The organism is Nonomuraea rosea, from assembly GCF_039539705.1.
Taxonomy (GTDB): domain Bacteria; phylum Actinomycetota; class Actinomycetes; order Streptosporangiales; family Streptosporangiaceae; genus Nonomuraea; species Nonomuraea rosea.
On record NZ_BAABDQ010000007.1, the window covers coordinates 263,319 to 284,367 of the forward strand.

Below are 21,049 nucleotides of genomic sequence, written 5' to 3' on the forward strand. Positions count from 1 at the left end.
CATCACGGGAAAGCGGCGCCGGGGGCGGCTGGGGGAGACGGGAGCGCGGGGTTTGCGCAGAGTTTGATGTCGCGAGTCCCTGCCATTCATGTCGGTGCGGTCGACTAGCGTGGCACCTAGAGGGAGGCCCCACGATGTCCCACAAGACTCTCCTCCGCACGGGCCCGCTCATGCCGGGTGGCGCCAGCCCGTACGGTCCGCTCGGCCCGCCGGGCGCGGGCGGTCTCGCGTTGCCGCTCGGCTTCACCGGCAGGGTGGTGGCCCGCTCCGGCCAGAAGGTGGCCGGGCTGACCTGGCACGCGGCGCCCGACGGCGGCGCCTGCTTCCCCGACGGCGCAGGCTGGATCTACGTCTCCAACTCCGAGCTGCCCCTGCTCGGCGGCGCCTCGGCGCTGCGCTTCCGCGCCGACGGCTCGATCGGCGACGCCTACCGCATCCTGTCGGGCACCGACCTCAACTGCGCGGGCGGCGCCACGCCGTGGCACACGTGGTTGTCGTGCGAGCTCGGCCACCGCGGCCGCGTCTTCGAATGCGACCCCTACGGTGCCCGCGCGGCCCGGCCCCGCCTGTCCATGGGCCGCTTCAAGCACGAGGCCGCGGCCTGCGACCCGGAGCGGCGCGTCATCTACATGACGGAGGACGAGCACGACGGCTGCTTCTACCGGTTCAGACCGGGCGACTGGGGCGACCTCACGGAGGGCACGCTGGAGGTCCTGTGCGCCGCCGGCCACTGGCAGGCCGTGCCGTCGCCGGCCGCGCTGCTCAAGGCCGCCCGCCATCAGGTCGAGGACGCCCGCCACTTCGACGGCGGCGACGGCTGCCACTACGCGGGCGGGGTCTGCTACTTCACCACCAAGGGCGACACGGGCCTGTGGGCCTACGACACGCAGACCTCCACGCTCGACCGGCTGTGCGAGGGCGTGCGCGCCATCACCGCCGCCCCCTCCGGCGACCTCTACGTGGCCAGGGAGACGACGGAGATCCACGTGATCGCGCCCGACCGGGCGGTCACGCCGTTCCTCCGGCTGGAGGGGCACGGCGGGGCCGAGCTGACCGGGCTGGCCTTCTCGCCCGGCGGCGAGCGGCTCTACTTCTCGGCCAGGCGTGGCCGTACGGAGGGACACACGTTCGAGGTGGCGGGCCCCTTCCGCCCCTAGGCCCGGCCCGCTCAGGTCAGGTCAGGTAGCGCACGAGCATGACCTTCAGCTCGTCGACGAGCTCGGCGCCGCGCTCCGGCGGCACCGAGGTGACCATGGGCAGCACCGCTTTCACCATCGCCAGCGCCATCGTCCCCATGAGCTGGGCGCGGTCGCCGGGCAGCTCCGGGCTGCGCCGCCGCAGCATGGTGGCGAGGTGCCGGGCGATGTCGGCGTGCAGCCGCTGTGAGGCCGCGGCGAGCTGATCGCCGGTGGCCGTCCCGTACAACAGCGACCAGTACGCCGGCGACTCGCTCTTGAACCGGACGCTCTCGTCCACGAGCTGCCCGACCAGCGCCTCCATCGGGATGTCCGGTGTGACGACGGCCAGCCGGGCGGCCCAGAACTCCTGGCGGTCATCGATGTAGCGGACCACCAGCCCGTCGAGGATCTCCTCCTTGTTCCGGAAGAACTGATACAGCGACCCAGGCGACATCCCCGCCCGCGCGGCGACCTGGTTCGTGGTCAGCTCCGGATAACCGACCTCGGCGATCACCAGTTCGGCGGCGTCGAGGATCTCGGCCATCCGCTTCAGACCACGCGCCTGCCGGCGGACCGTGCGCTCAGCCATGGGCCTCCTCGTTGACAAATACGAGCATTTACTTGTATTTCTGATCCAGGACGGCAAACACGAGTAGTTTACCGAGTTTTGGACCAGGAGGCCCATGAGAACCGCCCGCGACCCACAACCGCCGCAGACGCAGGCAACGGCGGTGAACACACCGGCCACGACCGTGCCCATGACCGGGCCGCCGCTGCGCAGGCTCGGCTTCCTCCTCGTACGCCGCCGCAAGCTCGTCCTCTCCCTCTCTCTGGCGGCACTGATCGTCATGGGCGTGCTCGCGGCGGGAGCGGTGTCCGGGCTGTCGCTGGCCAGGTTCGAGGCGCCGGGCTCGGAGTCCGACCGGGCGCAGGCCGAGCTGGTCGAGCGGTTCGGCACCGGCAGCCCGGACATGATCTTCCTGGTGACCGCGAGGAGCGGCACGGTCGACGCCCCCGCGGTCGCGGCCGCCGGCCGGGAGCTGACAGAGCGGGTCGCCCGCGCGGACGGCGTCGCCGAGGCCGGCTCGTACTGGACCCGCGGCAAGCCCGCCACCCTGCGCAGCGCGGACGCCAGGCACGCCCTGATCGTGGTGCGCATCCCGGGAGACGCCGACCACGTACGGTCCCAAGTGCTGCCCAGGCTCGTACCTGAGATCACCAAGGCCAGCGCCCTGCTCCAGGTGCGCGCTGGGGGAGGGGAGGAGGTCTTCAGGGAGACGGTGCCGCTGGCCAGGCAGGACTTCGTCCGGGCCGAGCTGGTGATCTTCCCGCTGGCGTTCGCGCTGCTCTGGCTCTACCAGCGGCGCGTCATGGCGGCCCTGGTGCCGATCCTGGCCGGGGTGTTCGCCATGGTGACCGGGCTGGCGCTGCTGAGCGGCGTGCTGCTGTTCGCGGAGATCTCCACGTTCGCCCTGAACCTCACCCTGGCCATGGGCCTCGGCCTCGGCATCGACTACTGCCTGTTCGTGATCCAGCGCTTCCGCGAGGAGACGCGCGCGGGCAGGGACCGCGCGAGCGCGGTGGCCGGGGCGGTCGAGCACGCGGGCAGGACCGTGCTGTTCAGCGGGCTCACCGTGGCGTCGTCCCTGGCCGTGCTGTTCGCGCTGCCGTTCGACTTCCTGCGCTCCTTCGCGTACGCGGGCATCGCCGTCGTCGCGGGCGGCCTGGTCGCGGCGGTGCTCGTGCTGCCCGCCGTGCTCGCCACGATCGGCGGCACGATGCTCCCCAAGCGCGTCAGGCCCGAACGCGACACGGGGTTCTGGCACGGGCTGGCGGTGCGGGTGATGCGCAGGCCGCTGCTGTTCGGGGGCGTGGCCACGGCGGTGCTGCTGGTCCTCGCCGCACCGTTCCTCGGCCTGCGCTTCGGCGTGGCCGACGACCGCATCCTGCCCCCGGAGGCGTCCTCCAGGCAGACCCAGGAGGTGATCCGCCAGTCGTTCCCCGCGGAGGAGACCGACGCCATCCAGCTCATCGCGCCGGCCGCGGCTCCCGGCGACGTACCGCGCTACGCGGAGACCCTGTCGCGGCTCCCTGGCGTCGCCCAGGTGGACTCGGCGGCCGGCTCGTTCGCGGCGGGTCGGCGGGTGGGCGACGGCGAGCCGTCCAGGTTCCAGCCCCACGGGGGCGGCCAGGGCACGTGGCTGTCCGTGGTCCCCTCCGCGGCGGCCCTGTCCGACGATCCCGTACGCCTGGCCGAGTCCGTACGCTCCGTCGAGCCGCCCTTCAAGGTCATGGTCGGCGGCTACCCGGCCGAGCTGGCCGACTACCGCGCCTCCGTCGTGGACCGGCTCCCGCTGGTGCTGGCGCTCATGCTCGGCGTGACGTTCCTGGTCCTGTTCGGGATGACCAGGAGCCTGATCATCCCGATCAAGGCGACCCTGCTGAACGTCCTGAGCCTCGGCGTCATGTTCGGCGCCATCGTCTGGATCTTCCAGGAGGGCAACCTGTCCGGCCTGCTCGGCTTCACCCCGACGGGCACGCTCGACCCGAGTATCCCGATCCTGATGCTCTGCGTCGCCTACGGCCTGTCGATGGACTACGAGGTGTTCCTGCTGTCCCGCATCAAGGAGGAGTACGACAGGACCGGCGACACGGAGCTGGCCGTGGCCACCGGCCTGCAGCGGGGCGCACCCCTGATCACGGCGGCCGGCGGCATCCTGGCGCTCACGTTCGCCGCCTACGCCACGGCGCAGGTGTCGTTCGTGCAGATGCTGGGCGTCGGCATGGCGGTGGCCGTGCTGGTGGACGCGACCGTGATCAGAGCGGTGCTCGTGCCCAGCCTGATGCGCCTGGCGGGCCCGCTGAACTGGTGGCCTAGAGGTCGCGCGACCACATCTGCTCGGTGACCTCGATCCCGTTCTCCATCCCCTTCTCCTCGGAGTCCAGCTCGAACCCGGCCGCCTGGTAGATGCGCCGCGCGCTCACCAGGGAGTCGCGCGTCCAGAGCACGATCCGCTTGTAGCCCTCGGCCTGCGCGTGCCGCAGGCACTCCTCGACGAGCCGCCGCCCCAGGCCGAGACCTCGGGCGGACGGCTCGACGAGGAGCATGCGCAGCTTGGCCGTCGTCTCGTCCTGCCGCACGCAGAACACGCACCCGGCCCGCTCGCCCCCCACCTCGGCGATCCAGCCGGTGTCCCTGGAGAAGTCGAGGCCGCCGACGATCCTGGCGACGAGCTGCTCGAAGGCGATGCCCCAGCCGTACTCGCCGCTGTAGAGGGCGCCGTGCCGGTGCACGACCCAGCCCAGGTCGCCCGGCCGCGGCGGCCTGATCACGTACGGCTCGCGCTCCCCGGCCGCGCCGAGCGCCCCCCTGATGGCCGCCATGCCCGCGACCAGCCGCCGCTGGTCCTCCTCGGACAGGCCGGACAGCAGCCGCTCGATCTCGCCGGCCGAGCGCTCGTCGAGGCCGCCGAAGGTCTCGGATCCCGCGGGAGTGAGGCGGACGACCTGCCGGCGCGCGTCCGACGCCGACCGCTCACGCGCGATCAGCCCGTCGGTCTCGAAGCGCGTCAGGATCCGGCTGAGGTAGCCGGCGTCCAGGTCGAGCAGGGTGCGCAGCTCGCCGGTCGCCATCTGCTCCGTCTGCGCCAGCTCGAACAGCACCCTCACCTCGGTCAAGGAGTAGGGCGAGTCGAGCATGCCCGCCTGGAGCACGCCGATCACCTTCGTATAGAACCGGTTGAAGGCTCTGACCTCAGAGACCCTTGCTTCTGTCAACGAACTCATTGCCACAGTCAACCATAGGAGGATCCTCACCGTGAAGCACGTGTTCATAGGCGGATACGGCCCGGGCATCGTCACCCTCGGCGGAGAGCTCACCAGAGTGGCGGCGCCGTCGTTCCTCGCGGCCCATCCCACCCTGCCGGTGCTGTACGCGGTGGGCGAGCTCGAACGCGGCTGGCTCACCGCCTTCACGGCCGGGGAGCGGCTGGAGCCGCTGGACGAGCGGCCGAGCGAGGGCGACAGCCCGTGCCACGTCGCCGTGGACCCGGGAGGGAGCCTGCTCGCGGTGGCCAACTACGGCGACGGCACCGCGCTGCTGTGTCACCTCGACGCGCGCGGCGCGTTCACCGGCGAGCCGATCGTGCTGCGCCACGAGGGTTCGGGCCCGGTCCCCGAGCGCCAGGAGGGCTCCCACGCCCACCAGGCCGTCTTCCACGACGACGTGCTGCACGTCTCCGACCTCGGCACCGACGAGATCCGCCGCTACCGCTACGACGGCACCCCGCTGGAGCCGATCAGGATGCACGCCGGGTCGGGCCCGCGCCACTACGCTTTCGCCGGCTCGCGGCTCTACGTGGCGGGCGAGCTCGACGGCACCGTCACGCTCATCGAGGGCGAGCGCAGGACGGTCGTGCCCGCCTCCCGCGAGAGCGGCCCGAACTTCCCCTCCCACCTGCAGGTCGAGGGCGACCTCGTCTACGTCGGCAACCGCGGCCCCGACACGGTCTCGGTGCTGCGGGCCGCCGACCTGTCCTTCGTGGCGGAGATCCCGGCCCTGGGCGAATGGCCCAGGCATTTCGCGATCGACGGCGACCGCATGTACGTGGCCGACCAGCGTTCGAACGTCGTGACCGTCTTCGAGCTCAAGGACGGCATCCCCGAGCCCACCGGCCAGGTGCACGAGGTGGAAAGCCCGGCCTGTGTGCTGATCATGTAAGGAGTTCGCCAAGTCACGGCTCACGGGGGCGGCCGATCCTGACCATGGGCCTGTGCTGAAGATCCTCGCCGCTCTCGTCCTCCTGGTCGCCGGCTGCGCCGCCCCGCCGGCCGCACCACCCGCCGCGCCGCCCGCGCCCGCCGCCTCGAACGCCGCCTCGAACGCGGGCGTGGACGCGGGCGTGGACGTGCAGGAGTCCTGGCGCATCACCAGGCACGGCGCGGCGCACGAGATCGAGGGCTACGCCGACCAGGTGAGCGTCCTGCCGGGCGAGCGGTTCAGGCTGCACGTCTCCACGACCGCGCCGCGCTTCTCCGCCAGTGCCTTCCGCATGGGCGCGAACCCGGCCAAGGTATGGGAGTCCGCCCCGGTCCGCGGGGTACGCCAGGCGCCGATGCGGGTCGTGGACGGCACCGTGACCGCCGCCCACTGGGCCCCCTCGCTGACCGTGCAGACGGCGGGGTGGGCGGAGGGCGCGTACCTGATCAGGCTCGACGCCTCGTCCGGGGCCCAGCGCTATGTCCCGATCACCGTGCGCTCCGCCTCCACCGCGGGCCGCGTGGTGCTGGTGAACGCGGTCACCACCTGGCAGGCGTACAACCTGTGGGGCGGGCGCAGCCTCTACCAGGGCCCGGGCGGGTACGCGGACCGCTCGCGCACCGTCACCTTCGACCGCCCGTACGACACCACCGGCGCCCGCCTCTTCCTGGACTTCGAGAAGGACGCGCTGGCCGTGGCCGAGAAGAGCGGCGTGCCGCTGGCGTACCTGACCAGCCTCGACCTCCGGCCGGGCGCGCTCGACGGCGCCAGGGCGGTGGTCTCGCCCGGCCACGACGAGTACTGGTCGCCCGGCATGCGCAGGGCCGTCACCGCGGCCAGGGACCACGGCACGAACCTCGCCTTCCTCGGCGCGAACGCCGTCTACTGGCGGATCGGCCTGCACGGCAGGAACGTCGCCTGCGACAAGGAGCGCCTGTGCGAGCTGTGGCGCGCGTCGGAGCCGGAGAGCGCCCTGGTGGGGCAGATGTACGACTGCTTCCCCGCGGAGGGCGTCTACCGGGTGCGCAGGCCCGCCCACTGGATCTTCGCCGGGACCCGGGGCAGGCGGTTCCCGGGGATGGCCGGGGTGGAGACCGACAAGGTCTCGCGCGGCTCGCCGCGGAACATCGAGGTGCTGGCCGAGTCGCCGCTCTCCTGCGGCGGCCGGGCGACCGTCAGCCACAGCACCTACTACACGGCGCCGGGAGGGGCGGGGGTGTTCGCCTCCGGCACGATGCGCTGGGTGTGCGCGATGCGGGGAAGGCGGTGCGGCCATGGGGTCACCGAGCAGGCCGCCGCCTTCACCCGCCGCGCCACGGTCAACCTGCTGACCAGGTTCGCCCAGGGGCCGGCCGGCCTGCCCTAGCCTTCCTTCTTGTCGTGCGGGACCTTGCCGAGCGCCCGGACGATCTCCCGCTCGGCGGGCTCCTTGGTCACGCCGAGCCGCTTCAGCGCGGCCACCACCGGGCCCTCCTCCAGCGACAGGACGCCGAGCAGGAGGTGCTCGGTGCCCACGAAGTCGTGGCCGAGCCGCAGCGACTCCCGCAGGGTCAGCTCCAGCACTTTCTTGCTCTGCGCGGCGAACGGGGTGCCCTCCGGCGGGCTGCCGCCACCGGTCCCGAGCTCGGTGGTGACGGCGTCCTTGACCGCCTCCGGTGACGCGCCGAGCGTGGCCATGGTCTTGACCGCGAGCCCTTCCGGCTCGTGCAGCAGGCCGAGCACCAGGTGGCCGACCTCGATGTGATCGTGGTCGGAGGCGCGGGCCTCCACCTGGGACCGCACCATGACGCTGCGGGCCCTGTCGGTGTACCGGGCGAAGTTGCGCAGGTCCTCGGCCAGCGATCCGGAGCCGCCGCCGTCCTTGGGCACGAACCGCTTCTGCGCGGCCTGCTTGCTGACGCCCATGCTGCGCCCGATGTCGGTCCAGGACGCGCCGGAGCGCCTGGCCTGGTCGACGAAGTGACCGATCAGGTGGTCGGCCACCTCGCCGATGTGCTCGCCCAGCGTCACGGCGTCGGTCAGCTCGTCGAGCGGGTCGCCGCCGGGATGCCGGCTCTTGATCGCGGTGATGAGGTCGTCGAGACGAACGGTTTTGTCCATGCGTCAACCCTAGGTTGACGGTCGCTAATCGTCAACCCCAGGTTGACGCAACGGCGAAGGATGGAAACCCGCGCCGCAATTCCGGATGGCCGCGTCGGCGGGATGCGGCGGAACAGGGGGAGGCCCGGGTCCGGGCGGCACGAGCGGCGCTGTGATCTGCCCCTTTTGTACGGCGAAGGGGATAGAAACCCGTCTTGTCCAGGCATGGGCAGGGACCCGCGCTCGTGAAATCGCCCGCCAAAACGGGTTTAGGACATGCGACCCCGCGTTTGGTCTAGACCACTGCACATGACGCCGGGCACAATGCGAGTCTGAACACTGAGGTCTGGTTCGTGAACCCCATTGGGAGGAACCCGCCATGCGTATTGGAGTGCTCACCGGAGGGGGCGACTGCCCCGGTCTCAACGCTGTGATCAGGGCAGTGGTGCGTAAGGGGGTGAGCGTATACGGCCACGAGTTCGTCGGCTTCCGCGACGGCTGGCGCGGCCCCCTCGAAGGCGACACGATGCCGCTCGACATCCAGTCCGTACGCGGCATCCTGCCGCGCGGCGGCACGATACTGGGCTCCTCCAGGACCAACCCGATCAAGATCGAGGGCGGGGTCGACCGGATCAAGGAGAACCTGGTCTCCACCGGTGTGGACGCGTTGATCGCCATTGGCGGCGAGGACACGCTGGGCGTCGCCAAACAGCTCTACGACCGCGAGGTCAACGTCGTGGGCGTGCCCAAGACCATCGACAACGACCTGTCGGGCACCGACTACACCTTCGGCTTCGACACGGCCGTCAACATCGCGATGGAGGCCATCGACCGGCTCCACACCACCGCTGAGTCCCACCACCGGGCGCTGATCTGCGAGGTCATGGGCCGCCACGCCGGCTGGATCGCGTTGCACGCGGGCATGGCGGGCGGCGCCAACGTCATCCTCATCCCGGAGAAGCCGTTCGACATCGACCGCGTCTGCGAATACGTCGAGTCCCGCTTCCGCACCCGCTACTCGCCGATCATCGTGGTCGCCGAAGGCGCGCACCCGATCGAGGGCCAGATAGCGCTGCAGGCGGGCGAGCTCGACTCCTTCGGCCACGTGCGGCTCGGCGGCATCGGCGAGGTGCTGGCCAAGGAGATCGAGAAGCGCACCGGCAAGGAGGCCCGCACCACCGTGCTCGGCCACATCCAGCGCGGCGGCACCCCGACCGCGTACGACCGGGTGCTGGCCACCAGGTTCGGCCTACAGGCGATCGACGCGGCCCACGAGGGCGACTACGGCAAGATGGTGGCGCTGCGCGGCACCGATATCGTCCGGGTCGGCCTCGACGAGGCCACGGCCGAGCTCAAGACCGTGCCCGCGTCCCGCTACTCCGAGTCCGAGGTGTTCTTCGGCTGACTGAAAGCCGCTTGCAAGTGCGCAGCCGTACCTTCTGAATCAGCGGGGTTTCCGCTACAACCCGCTCAAGGTACGGCTCGCGCCGCAGCGAGTCGGCGGCCCACCATGCGCCGCGAGCCGTGCCTAGGCCATCAGCTCGACCGGCCGATAGCTCAACCGCGGGGCGTACCGAAGAGATCCACCTCCGGTGCGCCCTCGTCGCGTTGCCGCAGCCTGGCCCTGAACTCGGCCTCGCTGCGCAACTCCTTCTCCGACGGCGACAGGATGATGGCTAGCAGCAGGCCCACGGTGATCACGCTGAGGCCGACGATCAGCGGCAGCAGGAAGTCGATGGCCCTGGCGCCGTGCACGGGCACCATCTCGGAGTGGGTCTGCACCGACATCGAGTACATCCCCGTGTAGTGCATCCCCGAGACCGCCACCCCCATGACCAGCGCCGCACCGCCGATCCTGAAGGCGCCGCTGACCCGCAGTGTGAACCAGAGCGCCACCGTCGCCGCCGCCACCGCGATCAGGACCGAGATCGAGACGACCACAGGGTCGTACGAGACGAGGCCGGACATGTTCATCGCGGCCATGCCGAGATAGTGCATGCCCGCGACGCCGCACCCGGTCAGCACGCCACCGCCGAGCAGGAACCCCAGCCTGTCGCCGCCGTAGGAGGCCAGGAACAGCCCCATCCCCACGACCGCCACCGCGATGAGCGCTGAGGCCGCGGTGAGCGGCACGTCGTAACGGATCACCGTGCCGGTCACGGAGAAGCCGAGCATGGCGATGAAGTGCATCGTCCATATGCCCGTGCCGCCGATCGCGAACGCGGCTCCCACCAGCCAGTATTTGCCCTCACGCCCGCCGATGAGCCGGGCACGCGACGTCAGCAGCAGGCCGAGCATGGAGCCCACGCTGGACATGACGTACGCGAGAAGAGGTGTTAAAAGCCCAAAAGAAAAATGGTCGATCGGCGACATAACCCCCACCCATCCCCTACGCACCGATAAGGGAGTATGAACAGGGAGTCGCCGATAGCGCAACTACCTTCGGCGAGCGGGCATGGACTGATGGCGTTGGAGGGGCTGGACGATCGGCGTGGGGTAGGTGAGTTGCTGCTGCTGGTGAGCGGTGCGCCGGCGCAGTTCGAGCTTGGCCACGAGCTCCGCGTCCTCGTGCAGCTCCGCCTCCGACGGCGACAGGATGACCATGAGGAGCATGGTGAGCGTGATGAGGCTGATCACGGTCATGAGGGGCACGAGGAAGTCCAGCGCGTCGGCGCCGGAGACCAGGGCGGGCTCGGTGTCGACCCTGACGTGCATCGCGTACATGCCGGTGTAGTGCATGCCGGCCACGGCCACGCCCATGACGAGGGCGGCGCCGGTGATCCAGATGGGCTTCTTGACCCGGAGGGTGAACCAGAGCGCCACCGTCGCGGCCACCACGGCGATGGCCACGGAGGCGCCCACGGTGAGGCGGTCGTAGGAGACGTGGGCGGACATGTTCATCGCGTACATGCCCAGGTAGTGCATGGAGGCCACGCCGAGCCCGGTGAGCAGGCCGCCGCCGAGCAGTGCAAGGATCCGCCCGCCGCCGTAGGAGACGAGAAGCAGGCCGGTGCCCACGACCACGATGGCCACCACCGCCGAGGCCACCGTCAACCAGACGTCGTACTTGATCTGGGTGCCCTCCACCTCGAATCCCATCATGGCGATGAAGTGCATGACCCAGATGCCGGTCCCACCGATCGAGATGGCCGCCCCGAGCAGCCAGCGCAACCGCGCGCCGCCCCGCGAGGCGTGCGCCTGCGCGGTGAGCCGCAATCCGAGCATCGACCCGATGCACGACATCACATAGGCGAGCAACGGCGTGAGCAAGCCGTAGGTGAAATGATTAACGGAGGTCATCTGTGGAGCTTCCTTGCATTAGGGGTCCCCGGATTGTGCCATCTGGCATGTCCCTTTCGCATGGATAACCGAACTATCTGTCAAATCCGCGTGTCGGAAACATGAGAAGGCCTCATGGCTATCGAGGGTCCGTTCTGGCGGGCGGTCGCGGTCTTCCGCGTCGCCTCGCTGGCGTACGCCGCCGTGCTGATGGCGCAGCACCGTGGTTACGAGGAGCCGGTCATCGGCTGGCTGGTGCTCGGCGTGATGGCGCTGTGGACGGCGGGGGCGACGTTCGCGTACTCGATCCCGGCGCTGCGCGGCCGGCCGCTGCTCGCCATAGACCTGCTGGTCACGATGGCCTGCCTGCTGTCCTCGCCCTACGTCCAGGGCGCCCAGCAGGGGGCGACCGGCACGCTGCCGGTGCCCGCCACGTGGGTGGCCGCGCCGGTGCTCGCGTGGGCCGTGTACGCCGGCCGGCGCGCGGGCGCGGTGGCGGCGGCCGTCGTCGCGGCCTGCGATCTGTGGCTGCGCGTACGCACCCCCGAGGCGCCCATCCTGATCAACGGCACGGTCTTACTCTTCTTGTCAGGAGTCGTTGTCGGACACGTCGCCAGACTGGCCAAGCAGGCCGAGGAACGCATGCAGCGGGCCATCGAGATGGAGGCCGCCCAGCGTGAGCGCGACCGCCTGGCCCGCGACCTGCACGACTCCGTGCTGCAGGTGCTCGCGCTGGTCCAGCGGCGCGGGCGGCAGATCGGCGGCGAGGCGGCCGAGCTGGGCCGCCTGGCGGGTGAGCAGGAAGCGGCCTTGCGCCAGCTCGTCGCGAGCGGCCCGCCGCCCGCGAAGGGCGCGACCGACCTGCGCTCGCTGCTGCTGCGCCACGGCTCGCCCGACGTGACGGTCTCCACCCCGGCCACGCCGATGGTGCTGCCCACGGCGGTGGCCCAGGGCGCCGCCGCCGCGGTCGGCGCGGCACTCGACAACGTGCGCGCGCACTGCGGCGCGGGCGCCAAGGCCTGGGTGCTGGCGGAGTCGGGCGAGGGCACGGTGACGGTGAGCGTCAGGGACGACGGGCCCGGCATCCCGGACGGCCGGCTGGAGGAGGCGCGCGCCGGCGGCCGGATGGGCGTCGCCGGATCCATCCGGGGCCGCGTCGAGGAGCTGGGCGGCACGGTGTCCATTGTCAGCGTCCCCGGTCAAGGCACAGAGGTCGAGATCACCCTTCCGGCCGCGACGCCCGGTCCCCTCCGGAGCGGGCGCCGTTAGAGTTGCGGCATGGTTCGGGTCATGGTGGTGGACGACCATCCCATGTGGCGGGACGGGGTCGCCAGGGATCTCGCCGAGGCGGGTTACGAGGTCGTGGCCACCGTGGGGGAGGGCGGCCAGGCGGTCAGGGTGGCCGGGGCGGTGCTGCCGGACGTCGTGGTGCTCGATCTCCAGTTGCCGGACATGTCGGGCGCGGAGGTCGCGGCCCGGCTGGCCGGGGTGGCGCCGCCGCCCAAAGTGCTGGTGCTGTCGGCGAGCGCCGAGCAGGACGACGTACTGAAGGCCGTCAAAGCCGGCGCGTCCGGATATCTGGTGAAGTCGGCGAGCCGGGAGGAGTTCCTGGACGCGGTGCGCCGCACCGCCGAGGGCGACGCCGTGTTCACCCCGGGGCTGGCCGGGCTCGTCCTGGGCGAATACCGGGCTCGTCCTGGGCGAATACCGGCGGCTGGCCGCGCAGCCCGCGCCCGCCGAGGGGCCGCGGCTGACCGAGCGGGAGACCGAGGTGCTCAGGCTGGTCGCCAAGGGGCTGTCCTACAAGCAGATCGCCGACCGCCTCGTGCTCTCCCACCGCACCGTCCAGAACCACGTCCAGAACACGCTCGGCAAGCTCCAGCTCCACAACCGGGTCGAACTGGTCCGATATGCGATCGAGCAGGGGCTCGACGCGGACTAAACTCGATGGGTCGCGACGTTGCCATCAACGGTTGCCATCAACGCGCGCTTTCCCCGTCTTCCCGGAGGTTCCACCATGACGATGTCCGCCCTGGGCGAGCCGTGCGTTCTGCTCAAGCTGGGCGAGATCGTCCTGAAGGGCAAGAACCGCGAGCTGTTCGAACGCCGCCTGATCAGCAACATCCGTGACGCGCTCAAGACCATCGACATCAAGGTCGACGTGCGCAAGCGGCACGGCGTCATCGCGATCTTCCTGCCCCAGGGCGCCTCCGCCGAGCAGGCGCAGGCCGTGGCCGAGCGGGTCTCCGACGTGCCCGGGCTGGTCTGGATCCACCAGGCGTGGCGGGTGGCCAAAGACCCGGACACCGTGCTCAAGGCCGGTCTCGAGCTGGTCGGCGCGACCGAGGAGGCCAAGCGCGGCGCGCGCTTCGCGGTCCGCTCGCGCCGCCGCGACAAGCGCTTCCCGATGCGCTCCAACGAGCTCGACCGCTTCGTGGGCGGCGCGATCAACGACGAATACCAGCTCCCCGTCGATCTGAAGAACCCCGAGCTGACGGTCTCCATCGAGGTCGACAGGGACGAGGTGTTCATCTTCACCGGCGGCATCCCCGGCCAGGGCGGCCTGCCCGTGGGCAGCAGCGGCCGGGCCCTGGTGCTCATGTCGGGCGGCATCGACTCGCCGGTGGCCGCGTACCGGATGATGAAGCGCGGGCTGCACGTCGACTTCCTGCACTTCTCCGGCATCCCGTTCACCACGTCCGAGTCGATCTACAAGGCGTACGCGCTGGTCAGGAAGCTCGACCGGTTCCAGGGCAGGTCGCGGCTGTGGGTGGTGCCGTTCGGCAAGGCCCAGCAGTCGATCCGCGCCTCCGGCCAGGACCGGCTGGCCGTGATCGCGCAGCGGCGGCTCATGCTCAAGACGGCCGAGGAGGTCGCCCATCGCATCCGCTCCGCCGCGCTGATCACCGGTGACGCGCTCGGCCAGGTCTCCTCGCAGACCCTGACCAACATCACCGCCCAGGACAACGCGGTGGAGCTGCCGATCCTGCGCCCGCTGGTGGGCTGGGACAAGACCGAGATCATGGCCGAGGCCCGGCGCATCGGCACCCTGGAGATCTCGGAGCTGCCCGACGAGGACTGCTGCTCCCTGCTGGCCCCCAAGCGCGCGGAGACCCGGGCCAAGATCGAGGACCTGAAGCAGATCGAGAAGCGGCTCGACGCCGAGGAGCTGTGCGTGCAGCTCGCCGACTCGATCCAGGAATACACCCTCTAGCGGCTCAGGCGTCGACCTTGAACGGGTCGTGCTGGGCCAGCAGCTTGTCGAGCCTGGCCTGGTCGACGCGGTTGGTGACCACGGACTGCTCCTGCCGGTCGCGGACGACCTTGCACAGCGTGACCGTCGAGGTGACGACGTAGAGCAGGCCGAGCCCGAGGAACGCCCTGATCCACCCGGCCGTCGGCAGGTAGAGCAGGGCGATCACCACGGAGGACAGCGAGACGGCGAACGACAGGATCGCCTGGACGTAGAACGCGGTGGTCTGCGTGGGCTGAATGGGCTTCGTCATGCGGTCATCGTGCGCCGCGCGAAGGTCCCGGCGCATGGGGTGACGTACTCAAGTTACCGCTGAGTACGGCCGGCCGGCTGGTGGCGCGGCCGGCCGTACTGCCGCCGATCTCCCTGATCGCTCGTGGCCGGGCCGGGCGATACGGCATCAGGTCAGACGGCGACCGCGGCCGCGGCGGACTTGCCGAGCAGCGCGGGGAAGTCGTTCATGACCTGGGCCAGCTCGCCCAGATCCGTGTCGACCAGCGCCTGCGGGCCGTCGCAGAGCGCCTGCTCCGGCTGCGGGTGCACGTCGATGATCACGCCGTCCGCGCCCACCGCGATGGCCGCGCGGGTCAGCGGCAGCACCAGGTCGCGGCGGCCGCCCGAGTGCGAAGGGTCGATGATCACCGGCAGGTGCGACAGCCGCTGCGCCACCGGCACCGCCGAGACGTCGAGCGTGTTGCGGGTCGCCGTCTCGAAGGTCCGCACGCCCCGCTCGCACAGCACGATGTCCAGGTTGCCGCGCTGGGCGATGTACTCGGCGGCCATCAGCCACTCCTCGATGGTGGCGGTCATGCCGCGCTTGAGCATCACCGGCCGCCCGGCCGCGCCGACGGCCTGCAGGAGCGCGAAGTTCTGCATGTTGCGGGTGCCGACCTGCAGCATGTCGGCGTAGGAGGCGACCAGCTCCACGTCCTGGGCGTTCACCACCTCCGTCACGATCGGCAGGCCCGTCTCCTCGCGCACGTCCGCCAGGATCCGCAGGCCCGCCTCGCCCAGCCCCTGGAAGGCGTACGGCGACGTGCGCGGCTTGAAGGCCCCGCCGCGCAGCAGCACCGCGCCCGCCGACTGCGCCATCCGCGCCGCGTCCAGCGTCTGCTGGTGCGTCTCCACCGCGCACGGCCCCGCGATCAGCGTCACGGTGTCGGGGCCGATCGGCACGCCGCCCACGTGGACCGTGGAACGTTCCGGGTGGTTCTCCCTGCTGACCAGCTTGTACGGCGTGGACACGCGCATGACGTCGCGCACGCCGCCCATGCCGCGCAGGCCGGCCGCGTCGAGCTGGGTCACGTCGCCGACCAGGCCGACGATCGTGCGCCGCACGCCCTTGCTGACGAAAGCCTCGACCCCGGCCGCCTGGACGACCGCCACGATCGACGCCAGATCGTCCGCGGTGGCCTCGGGGCCCATCACGATCACCATCAGAAGTACTCCTCCGCCGTGAGAACTGCTCGGAATTTGCCTGGACAACGCAGAAGGCCCCGGGTCCTGTCGGACCCGGGGCCTTCGCTCGCCTGGCTGCTAGCGCAGCGTCAGATGGCGAACGGACTCGGGTCCGTCGCCATACCAAAACTGGGACGCGTTGCGCATAGCCCGTAATGGTAGCGCACCGCACCCGCTCGCGAGTCACTCCCCGTCCGATGGCAGGATGGCCCAAGACGCGAGATGTGTGAGGGGAGTGATCGTGGAGGAGTCGCGCCTGCCTCCAGGCCAGTACGTCCCGCGCGGCCGACCCGTGATCCACTACGGCAGGGTGCCCCAGTTCAAGCCGGAGAGCTGGGACTTCCGCGTGTTCGGGGCCACCGCCTCGGGCGAGGAGCACTGCTTCACCTGGAGCGACTTCGAGGTGCTGCCGCGCACGACCAGGATCGCCGACTTCCACTGCGTCACCAAGTTCTCCCTCATGGCCAACGAGTGGCGCGGCGTCGCCCCCGCCACGATCATGGCGGCCGCCCCGCCCGACGCCGGCGTCCACCACGTGATGATCTGGGCCGAATACGGCTACAGCGCCAACCTGCGGATGGCCGACTTCGCCGCGAGCGACACCCTGTTCGCCATGGAGCTCGACGAGAAGCCGCTCAGCCCCGACCGCGGCTACCCGCTGCGCATCGTGGTGCCCCACCTGTACGCCTGGAAGAGCGTCAAATGGGTGCGCGGCATCGAATACCTCCTCGAAGATCGCCGGGGCTTCTGGGAGGAGCGCGGCTACCACAACATCGCCGATCCGTGGGACGAGCAGCGATACTCCTACCAGGAAGAACCCGGCGAGGGCCCCCCTTAGACTTCACGCCCGGTTTTCCCTCGGACACGCTCTGTTTTTGGCTACGGTTGCCCGCATGCAGACCACCGCATGCGTGGCGCTGTCCTCCCTGACCTTCATCCTGGGCTCCGCCCTGGCATGGGCTCTCAAGGGCGCTCTCGACGGGACGCCCGGCGGGCCGCTCGCTCGGGCTCCTTGGCGCCGCCACGCGCTGCCCGAGGGCCGCTGGGAGGACGAGGCGACGTTCACCACGCTGCACATCGCCGCGATGGCGGCCCCGGCCCTCCGCGCGGGGCTCAATCGCGACTCCGCCCGCAAGGCGGTGCGCCACCTGCACACGCTGCTCGGCACCCACGCCGTCGCGATCACCTCGACCGACGCCGCGCTGGCCTGGGACGGGCCGTGCACCGACGACGTGCTCACCTACGCCCACGCCACGCTGGCGGCCGGCCGGGCACAGGTGTTCGCGGGGGAGCCGTACGGGGCGGTCGTGGTGCCCCTGACCGTGGACGGCACGGTCGTGGGGGCGCTGGCGGCCTTCGACGACGAGGTGAGCGCCGCGCTCGTGCGCACCGTCACGGAGGTCGCCCGCTGGGTCTCCGGCCAGCTCGAACTCGCCGACCTCGACGCCTCGCGGCGGCGCGCCCTCGAAGCCGAGATGCGCGCGCTGCGGGCGCAGATCTCGCCGCACTTCGTCTACAACGCGCTCACCACGATCGCCTCGTTCGTCCGCACGAACCCCAAGCGCGCCCGCGAGCTCCTGCTCGACTTCGCCGACTTCTCCCGGTACGCGCTGCGCAGGGCGCACGACTTCACCACCCTGGCCGACGAGCTGACCTGCGTCGACCGCTACCTGCTGCTCGAACGCGCCCGCTTCGGCGACAAGCTGCGCTTCAGCATGCAGGTGGCGCCGGAGGTGCTGCCGGTGCCCGTGCCGTTCCTGTGCCTGCAGCCGCTCGTCGAGAACGCCATCAAGCACGGCATGCGCGGCCGTGGCGGCCGGGGCGAGGTGCGGGTGGTCGTGCGCGACGCCGGTCCGGAGGCGCACATCACCGTCGAGGACGACGGCGCGGGCATGGACCCCGAGTGCGCGCGGCGGATGCTCGACGACGACCCGGCCCGCGAGGGCAGCGGCATCGGGCTGGCGAACGTGGACCTGAGGATGCGCCAGATCTACGGCGACGGCTACGGGCTCGTCGTGGAGACGGCGCTGGGCGCGGGCACCAAGGTGCGGCTGCGCGTGCCGAAGACGCAACTCACCTCATTGTGACCGAATGCTTACGCTATGCTGGCGTGTCGCTTGTGACCTTTGCTTTCATACGGCAGCGTGGTGGACATGCTGAGAGTGCTGGCCGTCGACGATGAGGTGCCCGCTCTGGAGGAGCTGGCCTATCTGTTGCGCCAGGACGACAGAATCGAACACGTGACGACCGCGGCCGACGGCGTCGCCGCGCTGCAGGACATGGTCCAGATGATCGGCGGGGGAGAGCGGCTCGACGGCGTCTTCCTCGACATCCGGATGCCCGGCCTCGACGGGCTCGACCTGGCCAGGCTGGTCGGCGGCTTCCCCAGCCCGCCGCGGCTGGTCTTCGTGACGGCCCACGAGGAGTGCGCGGTGCAGGCGTTCGACCTCGAGGCGGTCGACTACCTGCTGAAACCGGTCAGGGCCGAGCGCCTGTCCGAGGCCGTGCGCAGGCTGGAGGCCGCCACCTCGCCCGGTCCGGAGCCGGGGCAGGACGACGTGATCCCGGTGGAGCTGGGCGGGCGCACCAGGTTCGTGCCGCAGCAGGCCGTCTGGTTCGCCGAGGCCAAGGGCGACTACGTGCGCCTGCACACCGTGGACGGGAGCTACCTGGTGCGCATGTCGCTGGCCGCGCTGGAGCGCCGCTGGTCCGAGGCCGGGTTCATCCGGATCCACCGCAGCACGCTGGTGTCGGCCAGGCATGTCAGCGAGCTGCGGTTCGAGGGCGGGCGGGTGACGCTCACGGTCGGCACCGAGACCCTGCCGGTCAGCAGGAGACACAGCCGCCAGGTCCGCGAGCAGCTCGTGCGCCAGCACCGGGGCGTGATGTCGTGACGGCTCGCCCGCACCGGGCGGAGCGGCGGGTGGTCGTGTCGCGGCGGCCCGCCGGGCTCGGGCGGCCCCGCGGCCTGTCGGGTCCGGACGGCGCGCCCGACGGCCTGCCCGGTGTGCCCGACGTGCCGGCGATCGTGCGGCGGCAGTTACGGCAGGCGCTGCTGACCGTGGCGGCCGTGGCCGTGCTGCTGCTGGGCACACCGGTGCTGGCCCTGTGGCTGCCCGACTCCTGGGCCTGGGTGGCGCTGTCGCTGGCCGTGCAGTGCGCCTGGGTGGGCCTGTCCGTGTCGCAGCTCAGGCGGGCGGAGCGGCTGGAGCGATGACCGTCGCGGTGCTCACCGGGATCGCCTTCGTGCTGGTCCTGGGTGTCATGGCGGGCGCCGCGCGACCGCGCCGCTCCAGCGGCGTCTCCGACTTCTACGTCGCGGCCAGAGCGGTCCCCCCGTGGTGGAACGGCGCCGCGATCACCTCGGAGTTCACCTCGGCCGCGGCCTGCCTGGGCGCGGCCGGGCTCATCGCCACCAGGGGCGGGCCGATGCTGTGGTACCCCGCAGGGGCCGCGGCCGGGTTCGTCCTCGTCCTCGCGCTGGTGGTCGCGCCACTGCGGCGGTCGGGCACGTACACGCTGCCTGACTTCGCCGAGTGGCGGCTGAGGTCGGCCGGGCTGCGCCGCTTCACCACCTGCATCGTCCTCGTCATCGGGCTCGCCTTCCTGGTCGCGCAGTTGCACGCGGCCGGGGTCGTGGTGCGGCTGCTGACCGGGCTGCCGCCGTGGCTGGGCTGGGCGGCCGTCGCGGCGGCGGCGCTGACCGTGGCGCTGGCGGGCGGGCTGGGGAGCGTGACCAGCGTGCAGGCCGCGCAGTTCTGGCTGAAGCTGGTCGTGTTCCTCGGGGTCGGCGCGGTCTGCTGGTGGATGTCGGGCACGCGGCCCGTCACCTGGTTCGAAGGGGCCTACCGGGCGGGGGAGGCCGGGCTGGCGGGCGCGGGGGACCCGTCGCTGCCCGGGGTGCTCGCCGTGCTGCTGGCGTGCGCGCTGGGCACGATGGGGCTGCCGCACGTGATCGTCCGGGTCTACACCAGCCCGGACGGGCGCGCGGCCAGGCGGTCCATCGTGGCGACGCAGGTCATGCTGGCGGTGTTCTGCCTCGTGCCGCCCCTGTACGGCGTTCTGGGGCACGTACACGCGCCGGACGCCGCGACGGACGAGATCGTGCTGCTCCTGCCCGCCAGGATGCTTCCTGGGGCCGCGGGCGACGCGCTGACGGGCCTGCTGGCGGCCGGGGCGTTCGCGGCCTTCCTGGCCACCACGGGCGGCGTGCTGGTGGCGGTCGGCGGCGCGATGTCGTCCTGTCTGACGCGGGCCGGCGTGGGCTCCTTCCGCGCGGCCGTGGGCGTGGTGCTGCTGGCCGCGCTCGCCTTGACCGCGCTGACCAGCCCGCGCACGTCGGTGGCGTTCGTGCTGGTCGGGCTGAGTGTTTCGGCCGCCACGCTCTGCCCGCTGCTGGTGCTCGGGATCTGGTGGAGCAGGCTGACGGACGCGGGGGTGGCAGCCGGGTTCGCGCTGGGCGGGGGCGTGACGGCCACGCTGGTGTTCTGCGAGCAGGCAGGCGTGAAGACGGGCGTGCTCGATTCCCACCCCGCGGCGGTCGCGGCACCGGTCGCGTTTGCCGCGATGGTTGTGATTTCCCTGGTCACACCGGGTCGGGTGCCGCGGGAGGTCGGCCGGCTGATGGCCAGGATGCATGTGCCCGAGCATCTTGCAGGCCCCACAACCTACCGTTCGTCGCTCCACGATGACCGCTCATCGCGATAGCACTCTCCGTATATCGATGACTACGGACCGTTCGACGAGCTGACCGTAAACAGGGTTTCGCCCACAAGATCGCAACCGTAGTGTTTCGGCATCGGAGAGCCACCCGGGCGCATCGGGGGGGACGAGCCGTAAGGCTCATGACAGGTCTGATGCGCCGGGCTTCACCGGTGACCGCGCAGGTCACCACGGCTGTCGGGCCCTTTACCGGGGGGTAGGGCCCGCCATGCCGATCGTGAGGGGGCGTCCGCCGAGGCCGGGCGACCGGCCCGCGATCCGGCCTTCGGGGGCGGTCGGATCGCGTGTGCGGGCGTCCCTATCACGTTTCCGGCAGAGCCG

19 protein-coding genes and 1 pseudogene are annotated in these 21,049 nt (G+C 71.1%); 13 read left to right on the forward strand and 7 right to left on the reverse strand.

The window, feature by feature from the left end; all coding sequences use genetic code 11:
* Positions 1-134 precede the first annotated feature (134 nt).
* Entirely contained in the window at positions 135-1,157 is a 1,023-nt protein-coding gene (locus ABEA43_RS19620; protein WP_345563667.1) for an alkaline phosphatase PhoX, read from the forward strand.
* Between the two features lie 16 nt (positions 1,158-1,173).
* On the opposite strand, the gene ABEA43_RS19625 is transcribed toward ABEA43_RS19620, so the two are convergent.
* A complete protein-coding gene (locus ABEA43_RS19625) occupies positions 1,174-1,767 on the reverse strand; it encodes a TetR/AcrR family transcriptional regulator (protein WP_345563669.1) in 594 nt (197 codons plus the stop codon).
* 94 nt (positions 1,768-1,861) lie between these two features.
* Here ABEA43_RS19625 and ABEA43_RS19630 point away from each other — a divergent pair, with 94 nt between their 5' ends.
* Entirely contained in the window at positions 1,862-4,084 is a 2,223-nt protein-coding gene (locus ABEA43_RS19630; protein ID WP_345563671.1) for an MMPL family transporter, read from the forward strand.
* Here ABEA43_RS19630 and ABEA43_RS19635 read toward each other — a convergent pair.
* Positions 4,053-4,901 carry a bifunctional helix-turn-helix transcriptional regulator/GNAT family N-acetyltransferase gene (locus ABEA43_RS19635; protein WP_345563673.1) on the reverse strand — a complete coding sequence of 283 codons (849 nt, stop codon included), beginning with the start codon at positions 4,899-4,901 and terminating at the stop codon, positions 4,053-4,055. The genes ABEA43_RS19630 and ABEA43_RS19635 overlap by 32 nt on opposite strands.
* Before the next feature lie 94 nt (positions 4,902-4,995).
* Between ABEA43_RS19635 and ABEA43_RS19640 the strand changes: the two genes are divergently transcribed.
* Positions 4,996-5,898, forward strand: a complete 903-nt coding sequence (locus ABEA43_RS19640) for a lactonase family protein (protein ID WP_345563675.1) — start codon at positions 4,996-4,998, stop codon at positions 5,896-5,898.
* Positions 5,899-5,950: 52 nt separating this feature from the next.
* Positions 5,951-7,303, forward strand: a complete 1,353-nt coding sequence (locus ABEA43_RS19645) for a N,N-dimethylformamidase beta subunit family domain-containing protein (protein ID WP_345563676.1) — start codon at positions 5,951-5,953, stop codon at positions 7,301-7,303.
* On the opposite strand, the gene ABEA43_RS19650 is transcribed toward ABEA43_RS19645, so the two are convergent.
* Positions 7,300-8,037 carry a Clp protease N-terminal domain-containing protein gene (locus tag ABEA43_RS19650; RefSeq protein ID WP_345563678.1) on the reverse strand — a complete coding sequence of 246 codons (738 nt, stop codon included), beginning with the start codon at positions 8,035-8,037 and terminating at the stop codon, positions 7,300-7,302. The genes ABEA43_RS19645 and ABEA43_RS19650 overlap by 4 nt on opposite strands.
* Before the next feature lie 358 nt (positions 8,038-8,395).
* On the opposite strand from ABEA43_RS19650, the gene ABEA43_RS19655 reads away from it, so the two are divergent.
* The gene (locus ABEA43_RS19655; protein WP_345563680.1) at positions 8,396-9,421 is read left to right on the forward strand and encodes a 6-phosphofructokinase; all 1,026 of its coding nucleotides are present in this window, start codon (positions 8,396-8,398) and stop codon (positions 9,419-9,421) included.
* A gap of 152 nt (positions 9,422-9,573) precedes the next feature.
* On the opposite strand, the gene ABEA43_RS19660 is transcribed toward ABEA43_RS19655, so the two are convergent.
* Both ABEA43_RS19660 and ABEA43_RS19665 read right to left on the reverse strand, forming a co-directional pair.
* Positions 9,574-10,332 carry an MHYT domain-containing protein gene (locus ABEA43_RS19660; RefSeq protein ID WP_345563682.1) on the reverse strand — a complete coding sequence of 253 codons (759 nt, stop codon included), beginning with the start codon at positions 10,330-10,332 and terminating at the stop codon, positions 9,574-9,576.
* Between the two features lie 120 nt (positions 10,333-10,452).
* Positions 10,453-11,316: an MHYT domain-containing protein gene (locus ABEA43_RS19665; RefSeq protein WP_345563683.1), complete on the reverse strand. Its 864-nt coding sequence runs from the start codon at positions 11,314-11,316 to the stop codon at positions 10,453-10,455.
* 114 nt (positions 11,317-11,430) lie between these two features.
* Here ABEA43_RS19665 and macS point away from each other — a divergent pair, with 114 nt between their 5' ends.
* From macS to thiI, 3 genes and pseudogenes are all read left to right on the forward strand, one after another.
* Complete coding sequence (macS, locus tag ABEA43_RS19670) at positions 11,431-12,564, forward strand: MacS family sensor histidine kinase (RefSeq protein ID WP_345563684.1); 1,134 nt, start codon at positions 11,431-11,433, stop codon at positions 12,562-12,564.
* 9 nt (positions 12,565-12,573) lie between these two features.
* Positions 12,574-13,237: pseudogene (locus tag ABEA43_RS19675) on the forward strand (response regulator).
* A 75-nt stretch (positions 13,238-13,312) separates the two neighbouring features.
* Positions 13,313-14,509 (forward strand): tRNA uracil 4-sulfurtransferase ThiI, encoded by a 1,197-nt coding sequence (gene thiI / locus ABEA43_RS19680; RefSeq protein WP_345563685.1) that lies wholly within the window; start codon positions 13,313-13,315, stop codon positions 14,507-14,509.
* Between the two features lie 4 nt (positions 14,510-14,513).
* On the opposite strand, the gene ABEA43_RS19685 is transcribed toward thiI, so the two are convergent.
* Positions 14,514-14,801: a YiaA/YiaB family inner membrane protein gene (locus ABEA43_RS19685; RefSeq protein WP_345563687.1), complete on the reverse strand. Its 288-nt coding sequence runs from the start codon at positions 14,799-14,801 to the stop codon at positions 14,514-14,516.
* Between the two features lie 152 nt (positions 14,802-14,953).
* On the reverse strand, positions 14,954-15,985 hold the full coding sequence (gene aroF / locus ABEA43_RS19690; protein ID WP_345563688.1) for a 3-deoxy-7-phosphoheptulonate synthase: 1,032 nt from the start codon (positions 15,983-15,985) through the stop codon (positions 14,954-14,956).
* 262 nt (positions 15,986-16,247) lie between these two features.
* Here aroF and ABEA43_RS19695 point away from each other — a divergent pair, with 262 nt between their 5' ends.
* The 5 genes from ABEA43_RS19695 to ABEA43_RS19715 all read left to right on the forward strand — a co-directional run bounded on the left by ABEA43_RS19695 (position 16,248) and on the right by ABEA43_RS19715 (position 20,713).
* Positions 16,248-16,844: a molybdopterin-dependent oxidoreductase gene (locus tag ABEA43_RS19695; protein WP_345563690.1), complete on the forward strand. Its 597-nt coding sequence runs from the start codon at positions 16,248-16,250 to the stop codon at positions 16,842-16,844.
* 55 nt (positions 16,845-16,899) lie between these two features.
* Positions 16,900-18,093 carry a sensor histidine kinase gene (locus ABEA43_RS19700; RefSeq protein WP_345563692.1) on the forward strand — a complete coding sequence of 398 codons (1,194 nt, stop codon included), beginning with the start codon at positions 16,900-16,902 and terminating at the stop codon, positions 18,091-18,093.
* A gap of 66 nt (positions 18,094-18,159) precedes the next feature.
* Positions 18,160-18,900, forward strand: a complete 741-nt coding sequence (locus ABEA43_RS19705) for a LytR/AlgR family response regulator transcription factor (RefSeq protein ID WP_345563694.1) — start codon at positions 18,160-18,162, stop codon at positions 18,898-18,900.
* Complete coding sequence (locus ABEA43_RS19710; protein WP_345563696.1) at positions 18,897-19,223, forward strand: hypothetical protein; 327 nt, start codon at positions 18,897-18,899, stop codon at positions 19,221-19,223. The genes ABEA43_RS19705 and ABEA43_RS19710 overlap by 4 nt, the downstream gene beginning before the upstream one ends.
* Positions 19,220-20,713 (forward strand): sodium:solute symporter family transporter, encoded by a 1,494-nt coding sequence (locus tag ABEA43_RS19715; RefSeq protein ID WP_345563698.1) that lies wholly within the window; start codon positions 19,220-19,222, stop codon positions 20,711-20,713. The genes ABEA43_RS19710 and ABEA43_RS19715 overlap by 4 nt, the downstream gene beginning before the upstream one ends.
* Positions 20,714-21,049: the final 336 nt, after the last annotated feature.